The sequence below is a fragment of the Neisseria flavescens genome, assembly GCF_001618065.1.
Lineage (GTDB): Bacteria > Pseudomonadota > Gammaproteobacteria > Burkholderiales > Neisseriaceae > Neisseria > Neisseria flavescens_A.
In genome coordinates, this window is the sequence record NZ_LAEI01000005.1 from 26,887 (window position 1) to 46,221 (window position 19,335).

Sequence of the window (19,335 nt, forward strand, 5' to 3'; positions counted from 1 at the left end):
GGGGTTATTTTCAGACGGCCTCTGCATGAATCAATATCCACAGATGCCTTGTTCAATGCTTTACGTCCGTAACGGACGACAATTAAAACCTGCTTTCAGACGGCCCTTAACAAAAAAGGCCGTCTGAATCGATATTAATCAAACTGTTTTTGACCGTTGCGCACAAACGGCAGCTTCAGTACGCGTACATCGACTTCTTTGCCGCGAATCAGTACTTTGGCGGTATCGCCGTCAAAATCTTTCGGTACGCGAGCGATGGCGATGGATTGTTTCAGGCTGGGCGAGAATACGCCGCTGGTGGTTTCGCCTTTGCCTTTGTCGGTCAACACTTCCATATGCGCGCGCAGGATGCCGCCTTTGTCGAGCAGCAAACCGACTTGTTTGACGGCAACACCTTTTTCTTTCAATGCCAGCAAGGCGGCTTTGCCGACGAAGTCGCGGTTTTCGTCTTTCAAATCAACCGTCCAACCCATGCCTGCTTCGAGCGGGCTGGTGTCGTCATCCATATCGTTGCCGTAGAGGTTCATGCCGGCTTCCATGCGCAGGGTGTCGCGCGCACCGAGGCCGCAGGGTTGTACGCCGGCTTGTTGCAGGGCTTTGAAGAATGCGACGGCTTCAGTGCCGGGCAGGATGACTTCAACGCCGTCTTCGCCGGTATAGCCTGTACGGGCGACAAACCAGTCGTTGCCCAAGTCTGCACCTTGGAACGGTTTGAGGCCGTGAATCACGTCCGCCCATTCAGGTTTGACGGTCAGGAGTTTTTCAATGGCTTTCGGGCCTTGTACGGCGAGCATGCCGAGGTCGTAGCGCGGATTGAAGGCAACGCCGAACTCTTGTCCGATTTTGTGGAACTGGGCGGTGTCTTTCTCGCAGGTCGCGCCGTTGGACACGATGCGGTATTGGGTTTCGGCTTCGTTGGTGCGGTAAACGATCAAGTCGTCAATCACGCCGCCGTTGTCGTTGAGCAGCGCGGAATAAAGGGCTTTGCCGACGAAGGCGAGTTTGGCGACATCGTTGGCAATCAATTTGCGGAAAAAGGCTTTGGCATTTGCGCCCGCTACGTCGGTAACGAGCATATGGGATACGTCAAACATACCGGCGTCGGTGCGCACGGCTTCGTGTTCGGCGATTTGTGAACCATAATGGATGGGCAGCTCCCAGCCGGCAAAATCTACCAGCTTCGCGCCTGCATCTTGATGGGCTTGATGAAATGGGGTGGTTTTCAGAGCAGTCATTCTCAAGTTTCTCCGGATTTTTTGTTCAGATGCCGCCCGCGCACCTATGCGCGGATGACCCTATCTGTCCTTGAACCTGAGATTTTCGGCCGTATCCGCATGATGGCAAACCAGTCTGCTCACTGCTTTGCGCGGTTGTCTGAATGGTGGTTCAGACGGCCTTCTCCCCTTCGGTGGACGTTATTCTAACGCCGCTCTCCAGATTGTTTGTTTCAATGTGCAGTCCCTGATACCTGAGCGATTTAAGGGTGTCTGCGCCTTCGGTGGTTACATTGTAGTTGGGTGTAACACTCTCCTGCACATTTCCCGATTATGTCTTGAATCGGCAGTTTGGGCAAGTAGCCGACGAATATTTATGATGTGAATATCCGTCTTTTTATTGGGGCGGCAAAACCTGAGCCCTTATAAAATTGTTAGCTATGCGGCAAATGTTTTTGCAAAAGTCTCAGGCCGTCTGAAGCCCTTACCCGTTTTTCCTATATAATTCTGTTTTTTCGATTTATCTGCGTCCATCATGAACCGCCTCAAACGCATTAAAACCATCCTCTGCACGCTCTACCGCTACCGCCTTGCCGAGCTGATCGCCTCGCTGGTCCGTCCGGGTTGGGCGCGGACTTTCCTCAATATGCTGCCGCAGTCGTCCAAGTTCAAACACGAGATGCCTGCCGTGCGCCTGCGTTTGGCTTTGGAAAGCCTGGGGCCGATTTTCATCAAATTCGGACAGGTATTGTCCACGCGTCCCGATCTGATTCCGCATGATTACGCGGTCGAACTGGCAAGGCTGCAAGACAAAGTGCCGCCGTTTGACGCGCAACTTTCACGCTCGCAAATCGAAAAATCGCTGGGCCAATCCATCGACACTTTATACGCGGAATTTGAAACAGAGCCTGTCGCCAGCGCGTCCATCGCCCAAGTACACAAAGCCCGCCTGCATTCGGGCGAACAGGTTGCAGTGAAAGTCTTGCGTCCCAACCTTTTGCCCGTTATCGAACAGGATTTGTCGCTGATGCGCTTTGGTGCAGGCTGGGTAGAGCGTTTGTTTTCAGACGGCAAGCGTTTGAAGCCACGCGAAGTGGTGGCCGAATTTGACAAATACCTGCACGACGAATTGGACTTAATGCGCGAAGCCGCCAATGCCAGCCAGCTCGGTCGCAATTTCCAAAACAGCGATATGCTGATTGTGCCGAAGGTGTTTTACGACTACTGCACCAGCGACGTGCTGACCATCGAATGGATGGACGGCACACCGGTATCCGATATCGCCAAACTCAAAGCAGACGGCATTGATTTGCACAAACTTGCCGATTACGGCGTGGAAATCTTCTTCACGCAAGTCTTCCGCGACGGCTTTTTCCATGCCGACATGCACCCCGGCAACATTTTGGTCGCCGCCGACAACCGCTACATCGCCCTCGATTTCGGCATCGTCGGCACGCTGACCGACTACGACAAACGCTATCTCGCCATCAACTTCCTCGCCTTTTTCAACCGCGACTACCACCGCGTCGCCACCGCCCACATCGAATCGGGTTGGGTGCCTGCCGACACGCGCGCGGAAGAATTGGAAGCTGCCGTCCGCGCCGTGTGCGAACCGGTGTTCAACAAACCGATTTCACAAATCTCGTTCGGCCTCGTATTGATGCGCCTGTTTGAAGTCAGCCGCCGCTTCAATGTCGAAATCCAGCCACAGCTTGTGTTGCTGCAAAAAACGCTGCTCAACATCGAAGGCTTGGGCCGCCAGCTTGATCCTGATTTGGACTTGTGGAAAACCGCCAAACCGTTTTTGGTGCGCTGGATGAACGAACAGGTCGGCCCCAAAGCCCTTTGGCGTAACCTTAAAAACGAAGCCCCCGATTGGGCGCAAATCATCCCTTCCCTGCCGCGCAAAATCAGTGCGCTGGTTGACGAAAACCGCCAACAGGAAATGCGCGATGCCTATGTGCATCTGGTCAAAGTACAGCAACGCCAAAGCCTGTGGCTGGGTGTGATTGCGGTTGTTTTATTGCTGATTTTGCTGTTTAAGTAAACTGAAATACAGCTTTAAACGGCATATAAAAGGCCGTCTGAAATCTGATTTTCAGACGGCCTTTATATGCCGACCTATTCTTTTTTCTCGTGCTGAACATTTCCGCTTTCGGCTTCAATATGCCGTCTGAAGCGCAAACCTGCGGCATGGTAAAACGGATGCGGCGAGAATTGGCGCGAGACTTGCGAAGCGAAGATGCACGTCAGCAACATCCAAAACAGTAAATTCTGTCCGCCCGTCATTTCCATTACCACTACGGCAGCGGTCAGCGGCGATTGGGTCGCGGCGGCAAGGAATGCAGCCATACAAAGCAAAACTGCGACATTGGACGCGTCGCCCAGTTGCGCGAAAGAAGCCATGTGTTCGCCTATCATCGCGCCGATGGTTAAAGACGGCGTGAAGATACCGCCGGGAATACCTGCCCAATAGCTGAACACGGTTGCCGCCCATTTCGCGGCGGCCAAGCCGAACGGCGCTTCATACGCGCCTTTAAGAGCGGCTGCAGCTTCGTGATAGCCCGTACCATAGGTTTTGCCTTGATAAAACGTACCGAGCAGCGCCAGCAAAATACCCATTGCAAAGGCGACCACCAACAAATGACGGCGAATGAAACTGCGCCAGCGTACCGGTGCGAATGCCGCCGCGCCGCGATACAAAAAGCTGCCGAACAATCCGCCTGCCACGCCGCAGACCATACCCGACACCGCGGCCCACATCAGCATGTTTGGCAGCTCATGCCCTTGAAACCCTGAAAAATATGGGTTGTTGCCCTGTATCGCCACTTGAATGAAACCGGCTGCCAACACGCCCATCAGGATTTGGCGTTCCCAACGCAAAATCACGCCGCGCCCCAATTCTTCGATGGCAAAGACCACGCCTGCCAAAGGCGCGTTAAACGCCGCCGCCAAACCGCCGGCCGCGCCTGCGGCAATCAAATCGTTTTCCTGCATGCCCCTAAACGCCAGCCCGTGCTTTTTACACCACGCGCCCCAAGCGTTCATCACCGCCGCGCCCACTTGTACAGACGGCCCTTCCCTGCCGATCGACGCCCCCAAAATCATGCCCAAAAACGTCAGCGGAATTTTAAAAAAGGTTTCGCCCAGACGAATTAGACGGGTTTTCTGCGCGCCATACGGCAAAGACAACGAAGCGATGACCTGCGGAATACCGCTGCCGGAAGTGTACGGCGCAAATTTGCGCGTAAACCACGCCAAAAGCGGCAAGCCCAGCGGCAAGGCCACCCATGCAAACCACGGATATTTCCCTACCAACAAAGCGTTCCATTCCAAAGCCAAATCCGCCAAGTACGCAAACATCAAAGCCGTCAAGGCAACCAGTGCCGAGCCTGCCAGCAAAAACAGAAAGGCCATGCTTTTTTTCGACAGGCGTTTGGTTTGGCGGATTTTGTGGGCGAGGCGCGCCGCCCAAGTCTGTGGAAATTTCATCATAAACACGCAGTCAATGTGTTCAGACGGCCTTGATACTTTTCTCAAAGGCCGTCTGAAAACAAGGATAAAGGTTTTTAAGAACGGTAATCCGCGTTAATCGACACATATTCGTGCGACAAATCGCAGGTATAAACAGCCGCCGTCGTATCGCCGCGTTGCAAATCGATGTGGACGGTGATTTCCGGACGGTTCATCACGGCTTGTCCTGCTTCTTCGGTATAGCTTTCCGCGCGGCCGCCGTTTTCAGCCACCAACACGTCATCCAGCCACATTTTCAAAGCATCGACATCCAAGTCTTCAATACCGGCATAGCCGACGGCTGCCAACAGACGGCCCAAGTTCGGGTCGGAGGCAAAGAACGCGGTTTTCACCAAAGGCGAATGGGCGACGGCATAAGCCACCTTGCGCGCTTCTTCGCGGGTTTTCGCGTTTTGCACTTCAATCGTGATGAACTTGGTCGCGCCCTCGCCATCACGGACAATCGCCTGCGCCAATTCCAATGCCAGCGAACCGAGCAAGGCTTTGAGCTGCGCGTAGCGCGGATCGGCGGTATTGTCGATTTCGCTCTGACCGCAACGGCCTGTCGCCATAATCACGAAGCTGTCGTTGGTACTGGTATCGCCGTCCACGGTAATCGTATTGAAACTTTCGTCTGCGATTTCTTGCGTCATCAGTTGCAAAATCGGTTGGGATACTTTGGCATCGGTGGCGATAAACGACAACATGGTCGCCATGTTCGGATGAATCATGCCCGAGCCTTTGGCGATGCCGGTGGCGCGGACTGTGTGTTTTTCGCCTACCAGGCCTGTGCGTGAAGCGGCTTTCGGTACAGTATCCGTCGTCATGATGGCACGAGCCGCATCCGACCAGAATGCAGGGCGCACTTGCGGCAAAGCAGCCACAATTTTATCCACAGGCAGTGGCTCCAAAATCACGCCGGTCGAAAACGGCATAATCTGATTGGATTGGCAGCCGACCTGTTCTGCCGCCGCCGCGCACACTTTAATCGCGTCCAACCGGCCTTGTGCGCCGGTACCCGCATTGGCATTGCCCGTATTGATGACTAAGGCACACACACCGTCTTGGTCAAACAGATGCGACTTAGCAATATGCACCGGCGCGGCGCAGAAACGGTTTTGCGTAAACACCGCGCCCACCGTATGACCGCCGCCCAACACCATCAGCGTCAAATCGTCGCGGTCTTGTTGCTTGATGCCGGCACGACCTGTAAACAGACGGATGCCGTCGATTTCCAACAATTCGTCTGCACGTTTTTCAGTCAAATTTACAGCCATATCATTTTCTCCTGTTTACACTATTTTCAGACGGCCTAAACGCTATACGCCCAATAAGGGAATCAAGATAGGCACCAATATCGCCGTCAACACGCCGTTGAGCGTCAAACCTAAGCCGGCATATGCGGCCATACGGCGGCCGTATTCCAAAGACGCCGCAATACCCATCGCATGCGAGGCCGTACCCAAAGACATTCCCACTGAAGAAGGCATATACAACGCCCCTTTCAACACTTTATATCCGGCCATCTGGCCAAAAAGTCCGGCAATAATCACCGTTGCCGCTGTAATCGCCGGAATACCGCCGACCGATGCCGTGATTTCAATCGCAATCGGGTTGGTCACGGATTTGGAAGCCAGCGACAGAATCACTTCGCGTGAAGCGCCCAGCCATTTGGCAAAATATACGCCCGTAACAATGCCTGTTACGCTGCCCGCCAACTGCGACAATACCACCGGCAACCACTGGCTGCGGATACGGTCCCAATTTCGATAAAGCGGCACGGCCAGCAATACGACCGCCGGTTTCAACCAAAAATCGATAAACTGCGCCGCGTCGTGATACAGCTCGTAATCGATGGCAAATACCTTCAAATACCCCATCAACACCAGCGTGCTGATCAATACCGGATTGCACAAAACGTTTCCCGTGCGCACCCGAATCTGCACCGCCAAAGCATAAACGGCCAAAGTCAGAAACAGCATAAGCACGGGCATACGCAACAAATTGTCGATATCGCCCATCACATCAGCCTCCTGACCCACTCATGCACTTTGCCGGTTACCAACAATACGCAGATCGTACTGCCGATTGTGGCCGTCAAAATCGAAAACCAGTCGTTTGCAATCACATCCAAATAGCTGATGACGGCCACGCAAGGCGGCACCAAAAACAAAGTCAGGTTTGCCATCAAAATGTCTGCCAGTTCTCCCACCCAAGACAATTTGACCCAGCCTGCCTGAAGCGCGGCAAACAGCAAAGCCATGCCGACAATACTGCCCGGCAGCTTCAACCCCAAAATCCAAACGGTTGCCTCGCCCAAAGCCAGGCAACCCAATACCACCAATAAAGCACGAATAATATTCATTAAGCCGGTTTCTCCTTATCCTTTTTCAGACGGCCTCAAGAAATTTATTAATCATTGAATCATATCGTGCCACAGGCCGTCTGAAAAGGGAAGAAACGCCTTCCTTCAAGTTTAATGAAAGATAAGTATGATTACTCTAGCGGATTAGCTGAGGCAATATTGAAACCCTTACCCTGCTTTTTGTCTTTAACGGCCGCTGCAAACCGGGCATTCGGGATTGCGTCTCACCCCGTATTGCTGCCATTTTCCGCTCAACGCGTTGTAGGTAGAAAGTTTGCCGTGCGACGGCGTACCGATACCGATCAGCACTTTAAGCGCTTCGGCAGCTTGGGTCGTTCCGATAACACCGACCAATGGCGAAAAAACGCCGAACAATGCACAAGCACCGTCGCTGGCTTGTTCGCCGTCAAACAAGCAGGCATAGCAGGGCGTATCGGGAAGATCGGGACGGTACACGGCGATTTGTCCGTCAAAGCCGACGGCCGCTGCGGAAATCAAAGGCGTGCGCGTGGCAACGGCGGCGCGGTTGACCGCTTGGCGTGTGGGATAATTGTCGGAACAATCAAGAATGATGTCGGTGGCGTTTGCCAATTCGACAAGCCTGGCCTCATCGAGAAATTCGGCAATGGCTGTAATGTGTGTTTGGCTGTTGATCTGTTTCAGACGGCCTTGCATGACCAAAGCCTTGTTTTTGCCGATGTCGGCTTCGGTAAACGTGATTTGGCGTTGAAGGTTGGTCTCGTCGATGGCATCGGCATCGGCAATTGTCAGGCTGCCGATACCGGCAGCGGCAAGATACGGCAAGGCCGCCGCACCCAGCCCGCCGCAACCGACAACAAGCACATGGGCGGCCAAGAGTTTTTCTTGGCCTTCGATACCGATTTCGTCAAGCAGGATATGGCGGCTGAACCGCAAGAGTTGTTGATCGTTCATCATAACAATAAGGCCGTCTGAAACCCAATGTTCAGACGGCCTGAGTGATTTAGAAACTAATATTTTCGTATGCGTTGTCAAACAGGAAAGGACGGCCTTCGCTGCTGGTTTCGGATTCCAGGCGGATGCCGCTGAGCATCATATTACGGTCAACGTCTTTCATCATGTCGTAAACGCTCAAGAGCGCCAAATTTAGGCCGGTCAGGGCTTCGGTGGCAATGCTGCCGTTGCTGTTCGCTTGGACGGTCAGCGTGGCCTTCAGGCAGGCCAGCTCAACGTTAATATCGAAATCAACCTGCACGCCAATGATGCGGCCGGGCAGGTGCAGCGGAATCAGGTTGGCGGTCTGTTTGATGCTCTGAATGGCGGCAACGCGGGCGATGGTCAGGATACTTGCCTTTTCGGTGGCATTCTCTATCAACACCCGTATCGCCTGCTGGCTCATGTTGACGGTGCCGACGGCGACGGCGGTGTGTTGTTCAAGAAAATCGGGCTGGTTGGGAAATTCAATCATGGGTTTCTCGCCTCTGTTTTGATGGGTAATATTTTACGGCATTTTACAGACAGCGACCACGCGGCGGATACGGACGGCTGTTTTCTGGTTTGAAATGTATCGGACGGCAGCATTGGCAGTTTACAAAAATTTGCTATACAATGGATTCAGGACAAACCCAAATTAACATTTAAATAAGAGAAAAATCATGCAACTGCATATCTTAAACAATCCCAAAGATGCCGCTTTGGCAGCGGATGCGGAATTTTTAAAACAGTCTCTTTTCAATCTGCTGCATGAGGAAGCGTCGCCTTTGGTGGTCGAAACCGTTAAGTTATTATCGACTTCAGACGACAGCGCTGCCTTGATTGAAAAGGTGTTGCCGCAATTGGACGAACAACAAACCCACGATTTAACCTTGGCCTGCGGCCTGTTCGCGCAGATTTTGAACATCGCCGAAGACGTGCACCACGAACGCCGCCGCCAAATCCACGAAGATGCCGGCCACAGCGCAGCAGAAGGCAGCCTGACGGAAACCGTGCGCAAGCTCAAAGCCGGAAAAGTCAACGGCAAAGCGTTGCAACAACAACTGGACAATACAGTCGTTACCGCCGTTTTGACTGCGCACCCGACCGAAGTGCAACGCCAAACCGTCTTGAGCTTCAACCGCCGCATCCGCGCGCTGCTGCCGCAACGCGAACGCTGCACTAATCCTGATGCGCTGGCTCAGTTGCGCCGCGAAATCGACACCGTGCTTTTGGGCTTGTGGCAGACCAGCGAAACGCGCCGCCACAAACTCAGCGTCAACGACGAGATCAACAACGGTGTATCCATCTTCCCAATGAGCTTCTTTGAAGCCCTGCCCAAACTCTACCGCACAATGGAACGCGATTTTCAGACGGCCTATCCCGGCGTCCGCGTTCCGAATATCCTTAAAATCGGCGGCTGGATCGGCGGCGACCGCGACGGCAACCCGTTCGTTTCTGCCGAAACCTTGCGTTTTGCGTTCAGACGGCATGCCGACGCAGTGTTCCGTTTCTATCGCGGCGAACTCGACAAACTCTACCGCGAATTGCCGCTCTCCATCCGCCGCGTCAAAGTCAATGACGACGTAATGGCACTGGCCGCCCTCTCGCCTGACGAAGAAATCGCCCGTGCCGAAGAACCCTACCGCCGCGCCATCGCCTACATCATGGCACGCGCCATGGGCAAGGCACGCTCACTCGGTTTGGGCATGGGCTGCAAATTCGGCTTCCTCGAGCCTTATGCCACGGTCGAAGAGTTCCTCAACGACCTGAAAAAACTGCAACGCTCACTCCACGAAAACGGTAGCCAACTGCTGGCAGAAGGCCGTCTGGCCGACATTATCCGCAGCGTGTCCGTGTTCGGCTTCCACATGATGCCACTCGACCTGCGCCAACACGCAGGCAAACACGCCGATGTGGTTGCCGAACTTTTCCAACACGCAGGCTTGGAAGACTACAACAGCCTGAACGAAGAGCAAAAACAAGCCGCCCTGTTGCGCGAATTGAGCCATCAACGTCCGCTGTACAGCCCGTTCATCACATACAGCGACCATACCCGTCACGAACTGGCGATTTTCAACGAAGCGCGCAAAATCAAAGACGAATTCGGCGAAGATGCCGTTACACAAAGCATTATTTCCAACTGCGAACAACCCAGCGACCTGCTCGCCTTGGCATTGCTGCTGAAAGAAAGCGGCCTATTGGTGGTAGAAAACGGCAAACCGCACAGCCGCATCAATATCGTGCCTCTGTTTGAAACCATCGAAGCGCTCGAAAACGCCTGTCCGGTCATGGAAACCATGTTCCGCCTCGACTGGTATGATGCCCTGCTCGAAAGCCGCGGCAACATCCAAGAAATCATGCTCGGCTACTCCGACTCCAACAAAGACGGCGGCTACGTTACCAGCTCATGGTGTCTGTATCAGGCAGAGTTGGGCTTGGTCGAACTCTTCAAAAAATACGATGTCCGCATGCGCCTGTTCCACGGCCGCGGCGGCAGCGTAGGTCGCGGCGGCGGCCCATCTTACCAAGCTATTTTGGCGCAACCTGCAGGCAGCGTTGCCGGACAAATCCGCATTACAGAGCAAGGCGAAGTCATTACCGCCAAATACGCCGACCCGGGCAATGCCCAACGCAACTTGGAAACCTTGGTTGCCGCGACTTTGGAAGCCAGCATCCTGCCGGACAAAAAAGACCCTGATGCCAAACTGATGCAGGATTTGTCGGACGTATCGTTCAAATACTACCGCGAACTGATTACCCACCCCGACTTCATCGACTACTTCCTGCAAACCAGCCCGATTCAGGAAATCGCCACCCTCAACCTCGGCAGCCGTCCCGCCAGCCGCAAAACCTTGGCGCGGATTCAGGACTTGCGCGCAATTCCGTGGGTATTCTCATGGATGCAAAACCGCCTCATGCTGCCGGCTTGGTACGGTTTCGGCAGCGCAGTGGAAACCTTGTGCGAAGGCAATCACGACACACTGGCCGCCCTGCGCGAACATGCCCAAAGCAACCCGTTCTTCCAAGCCATGCTCTCCAACATGGAACAAGTGATGGCGAAAACCGACATCACCTTGGCGGAAAACTATGCCGGCTTGAGCGAATCGCCCGATAAAGCAAAAGTCATCTTCGGCATGATCAAGGAAGAATACCAACGCAGCCGCAAAGCACTGCTCGACCTGCTGCAAACCGAAGAGCTCCTGCGCGACAACCGCAGCCTCGCCCGTTCGCTTGCCTTGAGGATTCCATATTTGAACGCCCTCAACGGCCTGCAAGTCGCCATGCTCAAACGCCTGCGCAAAGAGCCCGACAATCCGCACGCGCTGCTAATGGTTCACCTGACCATCAACGGCGTAGCGCAAGGTTTGCGTAATACCGGTTAAGGCAGCACGGAAAAAAGGCCATCTGAAACAGTTTTTCAGACGGCCTTTAAACTAACTGCGAACCGTGGCAAAGACTTTACCCACGAAACCCCATACCGTTTTTCAACCTGCTTACTCCTCTTCCCCTCTATTCATTTAACTTGCCCTGTATTTTGGACTATTTTGGGAAATAGCAGATAATACACTGAAAAATCAAATTATTAACTTAATTATGGCAACCACTTCAGCATGGTGGATGGTCGGCCTACTGACATACCTTACCGCGGCACTGCTCCATATCGCCGCACAATAAGCTTTCAGACACCCTGAGGCCGTCTGAAAAACGAAAATATCTTACGCCAAGGCAACTATCAATATGTTTGACATTATATTTATCTTATTATTCGGCAGGCTTCAGCCCCACAAAACACCCGATTCATCCGACACGTCCGTCCCTTTGGGGCATTCGGCGGTAGGCTCGGCTTTAATTTATTTATGCATACGCATAGGGACAATCATCGTTCATGATTCGATTTCCGGAGCCATTGACAGCCTCCCCCTCATTCTGTTTCAAACAATCTGCATGTTCGGCTGTCTGGTTTTGTATTTCAAAATGTTACGTACCGCACCCGACCCGAAATACCGTCAGATGATTTATTGGGTATTGGGTATTCTTTCAGGTTTGATCTTAAGCCTCCTGTCCGAAAAATTGTTTTATTTAACGGCTTCATTCATTTACTCATTCTTCGGAAGAACAATAAGCTGAATGCCTGCCCCTCTTTTTTCAGACGGCCTTTCATTATAAGAACACACCAGCATTGCGGCTGTTTTGAGTACCTCCACAATATGCTATAATCCGCCGTTAAACTTTTATCTTTTCAGGAAAAACCATGAGCTTGAAATGCGGCATCGTCGGTTTGCCCAACGTCGGCAAATCCACCCTCTTTAACGCGCTGACCCAATCGGGTATCGAAGCGGCAAACTATCCTTTCTGTACCATCGAACCCAACGTCGGCATCGTTGAAGTCCCCGATCCGCGTATGGCTGAATTGGCAAAAATCGTCAATCCGCAAAAAATGCAGCCTGCCATCGTCGAATTCGTCGATATCGCCGGTTTGGTTGCAGGCGCGAGCAAAGGCGAAGGCCTGGGCAACCAGTTCCTTGCCAACATCCGCGAGACTGACGCGATTGTTAACGTCGTGCGTTGCTTTGACGACGACAACATCGTTCACGTTGCAGGCAAAGTCGATCCGATTGCCGACATCGAAACCATCGGCACCGAATTGGCACTAGCTGACTTGGCCAGCGTCGAAAAAGCCATCGTCCGCGAAGAAAAACGTGCACGCTCAGGCGATAAAGACGCGCAAAAACTGGTCGATCTGTGCAAAAAACTGCTGCCGCATTTGGACGAAGGTAAGCCTGTACGCTCCTTCGGTTTGGACACAGAAGAACTCGCCATGCTCAAACCGCTGTTCCTGCTGACTGCCAAACCTGCCATGTACGTCGGCAACGTTTCCGAAGACGGTTTTGAAAACAACCCGCACCTCGACCGCCTGAAAGAATTGGCTGCAAAAGAAAACGCGCCAGTTGTGGCCGTATGCGCCGCGATGGAAAGCGAAATCGCCGAATTGGAAGACGATGAAAAAGCCGAATTCCTCGCTGAAATGGGCTTGGAAGAACCGGGCCTGAACCGCCTGATTCGTGCCGGCTACGACCTCTTGGGCCTGCAAACCTACTTTACCGCCGGTGTCAAAGAAGTCCGCGCTTGGACCATACACAAAGGCGACACTGCGCCACAAGCTGCCGGCGTGATTCATACCGACTTTGAACGCGGCTTCATCCGTGCCCAAGTTATCTCCTACGAAGACTTCATCGCTTTAGGCGGCGAAGCCAAAGCCAAAGAAGCAGGCAAAATGCGTGTGGAAGGCAAAGAATACGTTGTACAAGACGGCGATGTGATGCACTTCCTCTTTAACGTATAAACCCAGCATAACGCTTTTTCAGACGGCCTTTTCTAAGATTAAGGCCGTCTGAATTTATTTTCAGACGGCCTCATGTCTTGAAATATCAACAAAACATCATCTCCATAATAAATGCGGGCATGACCCGTAATTTTTCTTTCTTAAAATCTCTCGTTTCTTACCCACGCCTTACCTAAAAATAGCGCAAGATTACATCATCAATAACAATACCACTGATATGACAATAAATAATTAAACAATACCACATCGTATTGATTCATTATAAAAACAACATATTAAATATTATGTTGAAACTATCAACTTTATTCCTACTCTAATCCATTACTATTCAAACGCATATCATCAGCAATCATTCTAAGAAGGCAAACAAACTGCCCTGTTCCGACAAACGATGGCCGACCTCCGAAATACTGCCATTCTCGGCAGGAATCACTTTTTAGACGACGCCATTAATATAAACTAATTAAAATCAAAATATTATGAGCAAAGTTTTATCTTACCGCCCAGATATTGATACATTGCGTGCCGTTGCTGTTCTATCCGTTGTCGTTTTCCATATTGAAAAAAACTGGCTGCCTGGCGGCTTTCTTGGTGTTGATATCTTTTTTGTCATTTCCGGCTTTCTGATCACGATGATTATCCATCGTGAAATGAGCAGTGGAATTTTCTCGTTCAAAAAGTTTTACATCCGCCGTATCAAGCGGATACTGCCCGCATTTTTTACCGTATTGGCGGCAACGCTGATATGCGGCTTTCTTTTATTCACCAAAGATGATTTTTCCCTTTTATGGAGGACAGCCCTGTCCACCTTGGGGTTCATCTCCAATATCTTTTTTGCAAAGGGTCAGGGCTATTTCGATCCCATACAAGAAGAAAAACCTTTGCTTCACATTTGGTCTTTATCGGTCGAAGAACAATATTATTTCGTCTTTCCGATATTGCTGTTACTGGTAGTCCGCAAAAGCTGGCGCACTCAGTTTGCCTTCCTTATCACGCTATGCGTATTCAGCATTTTGGCTTCTTTTATACCGACTTCGCTGGATAAATATTACCTGCCCCATCTGCGCGCCTGCGAAATGCTAATCGGCTCGTTGACGGCCGTGTGGATGCAATATCGGCAACAACAAGGGCTGGATACCGGCAAACCATATGCGGCGGCAGGCGCATTACTTTCCGTCTGCGTACTGTTTGCCTGCCTGTTTGCCTATACGGAAAAAACCGCCTATTTCCCGGGGCCTGCCGCCATCATTCCTTGTTTGGCCGCCGCCGCATTCATTTATTTCAATCAATTTGAACACCGGCTGAAAAAATTTTTCCAATGGAAGATTACAGTCGGCATAGGCTTGATTTCCTATTCGCTGTATCTGTGGCATTGGCCTGTATTGGCTTTTATGAGATACATCGGTTCAAACAATCTGCCTTCGTATTCGACTGCGGCCGCGATTGTCTTAATGTTTGCACTCTCCCTGCTTTCTTATTATTTTGTCGAGAAACCGTTTAAAAAGTGGAAAGGCTCTTTTGCCCAATCTGTGGCATGGATTTATGCCGTCCCCATGCTTGTTTTGGCCATAACGCCTTTTCTTGCCATGAAGCTCCCGTTTATGGAGCAGTACGACCGTATGGGATTGGCGCGTTCCTACACTTCTTGCCACAACAATACCGACAAACAATGTGTTTGGGGTGATACCGACAAACAGCCGGAATTACTGATTTTGGGCGATTCGCATGCCGACCAATATAAAACGTTTTTTGATACTGTCGGCAAAAAAGAAAAATGGTCGGCAACGATGGTTACTGCGGACAGTTGTGCCTATGTAGAAGATTATGCTGCGCCCATATTCAAGCAAAACGCCTCCTGCCGTGCCGTTTATGAGTATGCAAAAGAGCATCTGCCCCAACACTCAAAAGTGCTTTTGGCCATGCGCTGGGGCAGCCAAATGCCTGAAAACAGCCATTCCCTTGCTTACGATGCCGATTTTTTCAAAAAATTCAACCTCATGTTGCAAAAACTTTCTTCGGAAAAACAAGCGGTTTACCTGATGATAGACAACCCTAATCTGTCATACAACGGCTTGCGCGCCTATATTCTGTCTTACCGCATACCGGGATTTAGTCAAAATCTTGCCATTGATGAAACAGTCACTTCAAAAGGAAATGAACGCATCAAAGAATTGGCAAAAAAATATGCCAATGTGTACATTATCGATGCCACTGCCTATATTCCGGAAAATTTCAAAATCAACGGATTGCCAGTTTATTCCGATAGAGACCACATCAACCCTTACGGTGGCAGAGAACTGGCCAAGCGTTTTTCTGAAAATCACACGCTTCTTCAATAAGCCATAGCCATTCATCCGATGAAATTTGTTACAATTAGCAGTTTGTAAAACTGCTAATTTTTTTGGAAGATATCAATGAGCGTCATCAAAGACCTACAATCGCGTGGCTTAATCGCCCAAACTACCGACATCGAAGCCTTAGACGCTTTGCTAAACGAACAAAAAATTTCCCTCTATTGCGGTTTTGACCCGACAGCAGACAGCCTGCACATCGGCCACTTGCTGCCTGTATTGGCATTGCGTCGTTTCCAACAAGCAGGCCATACGCCGATTGCTCTGGTGGGTGGTGCGACCGGCATGATTGGCGACCCTAGTTTCAAAGCAGTGGAGCGCAGCTTGAATTCTGCCGAAACTGTTGCCGGCTGGGTGGAAAGCATCCGCAACCAACTGGCCCCTTTCTTAAGCTTTGAAGGCGATAACGCAGCCATTATAGCCAACAACGCCGACTGGTTCGGCAGCATGAACTGTCTCGACTTCCTGCGCGACATCGGCAAGCATTTCTCCGTCAACGCCATGCTGAACAAAGAGTCCGTCAAACAGCGTATCGAGCGCGACGATGTGGGCATTTCCTTTACCGAGTTCGCCTATTCCCTGCTGCAAGGCTACGACTTTGCCGAATTGAACAAACGTCATGGCGCAGTTTTGGAAATCGGCGGTTCCGACCAATGGGGCAACATCACTGCCGGTATCGATTTGACCCGCCGTCTGCATCAAAAACAAGTATTCGGCCTGACCCTGCCTTTGGTAACCAAATCAGACGGCACCAAATTCGGTAAAACCGAAGGCGGCGCGGTATGGTTGAACGCGAAGAAAACTTCTCCGTATCAGTTCTACCAATTCTGGCTGAAAGTGGCCGATGCCGATGTGTATAAATTTCTGAAATACTTTACCTTCCTGTCTATCGAAGAAATCGATGCCATCGAAGCCAAAGACAAAGCTAGCGGCACCAAGCCAGAAGCGCAACGCATTCTTGCCGAGGAAATGACCCGCTTGATTCACGGCGAAGAAGCCCTTGCCGCCGCCCAACGCATTTCTGAAAGCCTGTTTGCCGAAGACCAAAGCCATCTTACCGAAAGCGACTTCGAGCAGCTGGCACTCGACGGCCTGCCAACTTTTGAAGTTTCCGAGAGCCTCAACGTGGTGGAGACTTTGGTAAAAACCGGTTTGGCGTCTTCCAACAAAGAAGCGCGCGGTTTTGTTAACAGCAAAGCGGTTTTACTCAACGGCAAACCTGCTGAAGCCAACAATCCGAACCATGCCGCTGAAAAACCTGACGATGCCTACATGCTGACTGACGAACACAAACGTTTCGGCAAATACACCATCGTCCGCCGCGGCAAACGCAACCACGCTTTGTTGGTTTGGAAATAATCTTTAAACATTAAACGCATCGTTTAAAACAATCATGCCGTCTGAAATCAGCCACGCTTTTTTCAGACGGCATTTTCTATTGATGATATTCAGTTTTCCCAAAAAGAAAGGACAGGTATTAGACCTGCCCTTCTATTAAGCCAATTTCTTTAAGAAACTTTTATCCCGTACTTACTGCAAACGCTCATTTTCTTGGCGTACGGCATTCACCACATCCGCGCCAAACAAAGCGTTGACATCGGTTTCATCAAACACATACTTGCTATGGCAGAAATCGCAATCGATTTGAATGCTGCCTTGTTCTGCCACCACGCCGCCGACTTCCTGACCACCAAGCATCAACAGCATATCGCTGACTTTGCCACGGGAGCAGGTGCAGGCAAATTCAATGGCTTCCGGTTCAAAAACGCGGGGCGGGGTTTCATGGTAAAGGCGGTAAAGGGCATGATGCGCATCCAAACCGGTCAATTCTTGCGGAGTAAGCGTTTGCGCAAGCGTGGTCACATGCTCCCACGCGGCATCATCCAATTCTTCTTCCGGCAGGCGTTGCAGCAATAATGCGCCTGCGGCTTGATCGTCGGCGGCAAGCGTAATATAGGTATCGAGCTGCTCGGAACGTTTCATATAGTTGACCAACATTTGCGCAATGCTGTCGCCTTCCAGCGGTACAACACCTTGCCATGGGTCGGCATCTTTAGGCTGATGGGTCAAAACAAACACGCTGTTTTCGCCCAACAGCGCAGTCAGGCTTTCGTCATCACGGATTTCAGCAGTTTCGTCCCATCGCGCGGTAGCGCGGACAGTATTTTCAGAAGTCGCTTCCACCACCAACATTTTCAGACGGCCCTGACCTTGAACCTGAACAATCAGCGTGCCTTCGTTTTTAAGGTTGGCAGACAATAAAGAACCGGCGGCCAACAATTCGCCCAATGCGCGGCGGATGGCGACAGGATAATGTTTTTGGTTAACGATGTGTTGCCAAACCTTTTCGAGGCGGATGTGCATGCCGCGGATAGGCATATCGTCGAAGATAAAGCGTGTACGGATATCGCTGTGATTTTGTGTCATGTCAGTCTCTGAAAATAAATCAATGAATGCCGCTTATATGGTTGCAGCAGAGGATAAATCAAGCGAAACCGCATTTAATGTTTTTCTAGTTTGTTTGGAAACAAGGGTTTAACGCAAAATAACAGCAGTTTTTTTGCCAAAAAGACGGTTTTTGAATACAATCAAGCAGATAACAAAAGAATGATACGGGATAACATCTCAGAAACCGGCAATGTGCCTGCAATCGGCAGGGGATGCCTTCTGAAACGGAAGTTTTTATAATGAATTTTTTACTCCGGCTCGCAGCAGTTTGGACTTCGGTCGCTATGCTCGCGAGCGTCAATTTTTCTTACGCCGATGATTTGGAAAACCTGATTACCACCCGTCAGCATGTTTTAAACCAATTCAACGACAACGCCAACGTTTACGGCAATACGCGTCAGGCAACCCCTGTCCACCCCGTCAATACACGCCCAGCCCCAAGCAACAATACGCGCGCACCTTCGGGTAATGCAGATGAGTTAATCGGCAGCGCCATGGGCTTGCTCGGCGTGGCCTACCGCTACGGCGGCACATCAGCCTCTACCGGCTTTGACTGCAGCGGCTTTATGCAACATATCTTTAAACGCGCCATGGGCGTGAACCTGCCGCGTACCTCTGCCGAACAGGCGCAAATGGGCGTTGCCGTGAACCGTTCGGAATTGCAGCCGGGCGACATGGTCTTTTTCCGCACCATGGGTCGCGGCCGTATTTCCCACGTCGGCCTTTACATCGGCAACAACAATTTCATTCACGCGCCGAGAACGGGCAAACGTATCGAAATTACCAGCCTCGGCCACAAATATTGGAACGCGAAATACGCCTTTGCCCGCCGTGTGAAGAAAAACGATCCATCCCGTTTCTTAAATTGAGGTGAGCTATGGCAATGCCGCAAATGCCCAAATGGTATGACGACGACGGTCGGATCGTTTCCTGCACCGAAAAAGTCAAAGTCATGACCGAAAACTTGAACGAACTCTACCAAATGGCTCAGGACGCTTTTGAAGACGCCCTGCTGATGGGTTGCTCCGAAAAACAGTTGCGCGAATACTTCCGCGACTTAATGGCCGGGCTGGAAAACCCTTATCAAAAAAACGGTTAGTTCTTCAATCCATACAAAAAAGGCCGTCTGAAAGTTTTTCAGACGGC

At 51.3% G+C, this 19,335-nt stretch carries 15 protein-coding genes and 1 riboswitch; of the genes, 7 read left to right on the forward strand and 8 right to left on the reverse strand.

The features are described 5' to 3' along the window. Positions 1-134: 134 nt before the first annotated feature. Entirely contained in the window at positions 135-1,235 is a 1,101-nt protein-coding gene (gene gcvT, locus TW89_RS01750) for a glycine cleavage system aminomethyltransferase GcvT (protein ID WP_128580354.1), read from the reverse strand. Positions 1,236-1,445: 210 nt separating this feature from the next. Further along, positions 1,446-1,543, reverse strand: a riboswitch (glycine riboswitch). A gap of 206 nt (positions 1,544-1,749) precedes the next feature. Between gcvT and ubiB the strand changes: the two genes are divergently transcribed. Then, entirely contained in the window at positions 1,750-3,261 is a 1,512-nt protein-coding gene (ubiB, locus tag TW89_RS01760; protein ID WP_070649421.1) for a ubiquinone biosynthesis regulatory protein kinase UbiB, read from the forward strand. Between the two features lie 74 nt (positions 3,262-3,335). Here ubiB and TW89_RS01765 read toward each other — a convergent pair whose 3' ends face one another. From TW89_RS01765 to TW89_RS01790, 6 genes are all read right to left on the reverse strand, one after another. Then, positions 3,336-4,706 carry a chloride channel protein gene (locus TW89_RS01765; RefSeq protein WP_128580388.1) on the reverse strand — a complete coding sequence of 457 codons (1,371 nt, stop codon included), beginning with the start codon at positions 4,704-4,706 and terminating at the stop codon, positions 3,336-3,338. A gap of 77 nt (positions 4,707-4,783) precedes the next feature. Next, positions 4,784-6,004 carry a bifunctional glutamate N-acetyltransferase/amino-acid acetyltransferase ArgJ gene (argJ, locus tag TW89_RS01770; RefSeq protein ID WP_128580355.1) on the reverse strand — a complete coding sequence of 407 codons (1,221 nt, stop codon included), beginning with the start codon at positions 6,002-6,004 and terminating at the stop codon, positions 4,784-4,786. 42 nt (positions 6,005-6,046) lie between these two features. Next, positions 6,047-6,748, reverse strand: a complete 702-nt coding sequence (locus tag TW89_RS01775) for an LrgB family protein (RefSeq protein ID WP_070607048.1) — start codon at positions 6,746-6,748, stop codon at positions 6,047-6,049. Continuing rightward, on the reverse strand, positions 6,748-7,092 hold the full coding sequence (locus TW89_RS01780) for a CidA/LrgA family protein (protein WP_128580356.1): 345 nt from the start codon (positions 7,090-7,092) through the stop codon (positions 6,748-6,750). Before TW89_RS01780 ends, TW89_RS01775 begins: the two co-directional genes overlap by 1 nt. A gap of 186 nt (positions 7,093-7,278) precedes the next feature. After that, positions 7,279-8,025 carry a HesA/MoeB/ThiF family protein gene (locus TW89_RS01785; protein WP_225522169.1) on the reverse strand — a complete coding sequence of 249 codons (747 nt, stop codon included), beginning with the start codon at positions 8,023-8,025 and terminating at the stop codon, positions 7,279-7,281. Positions 8,026-8,074: 49 nt separating this feature from the next. Continuing rightward, positions 8,075-8,539, reverse strand: coding sequence for a cyclic pyranopterin monophosphate synthase MoaC (locus TW89_RS01790; protein ID WP_128580358.1), 465 nt, complete (start codon positions 8,537-8,539; stop codon positions 8,075-8,077). Positions 8,540-8,726: 187 nt separating this feature from the next. Here TW89_RS01790 and ppc point away from each other — a divergent pair, with 187 nt between their 5' ends. The 4 genes from ppc (at position 8,727) to tyrS (ending at position 17,100) form a co-directional block, all read left to right on the forward strand. Next, on the forward strand, positions 8,727-11,429 hold the full coding sequence (gene ppc, locus TW89_RS01795) for a phosphoenolpyruvate carboxylase (RefSeq protein WP_128580359.1): 2,703 nt from the start codon (positions 8,727-8,729) through the stop codon (positions 11,427-11,429). 869 nt (positions 11,430-12,298) lie between these two features. Then, complete coding sequence (ychF, locus tag TW89_RS01805; protein WP_128580361.1) at positions 12,299-13,390, forward strand: redox-regulated ATPase YchF; 1,092 nt, start codon at positions 12,299-12,301, stop codon at positions 13,388-13,390. Positions 13,391-13,869: 479 nt separating this feature from the next. Then, a complete protein-coding gene (locus TW89_RS01810) occupies positions 13,870-15,729 on the forward strand; it encodes an acyltransferase family protein (protein ID WP_128580362.1) in 1,860 nt (619 codons plus the stop codon). Positions 15,730-15,804: 75 nt separating this feature from the next. Continuing rightward, positions 15,805-17,100 carry a tyrosine--tRNA ligase gene (tyrS, locus tag TW89_RS01815; RefSeq protein ID WP_128580363.1) on the forward strand — a complete coding sequence of 432 codons (1,296 nt, stop codon included), beginning with the start codon at positions 15,805-15,807 and terminating at the stop codon, positions 17,098-17,100. Between the two features lie 171 nt (positions 17,101-17,271). On the opposite strand, the gene hslO is transcribed toward tyrS, so the two are convergent. Next, complete coding sequence (gene hslO / locus TW89_RS01820; protein ID WP_049348103.1) at positions 17,272-18,168, reverse strand: Hsp33 family molecular chaperone HslO; 897 nt, start codon at positions 18,166-18,168, stop codon at positions 17,272-17,274. A gap of 260 nt (positions 18,169-18,428) precedes the next feature. Between hslO and TW89_RS01825 the strand changes: the two genes are divergently transcribed. Then, on the forward strand, positions 18,429-19,058 hold the full coding sequence (locus tag TW89_RS01825) for a C40 family peptidase (protein WP_128580364.1): 630 nt from the start codon (positions 18,429-18,431) through the stop codon (positions 19,056-19,058). 8 nt (positions 19,059-19,066) lie between these two features. Beyond that, entirely contained in the window at positions 19,067-19,288 is a 222-nt protein-coding gene (locus TW89_RS01830; RefSeq protein WP_128580365.1) for a hypothetical protein, read from the forward strand. The last annotated feature ends 47 nt before the right edge of the window (positions 19,289-19,335 follow it).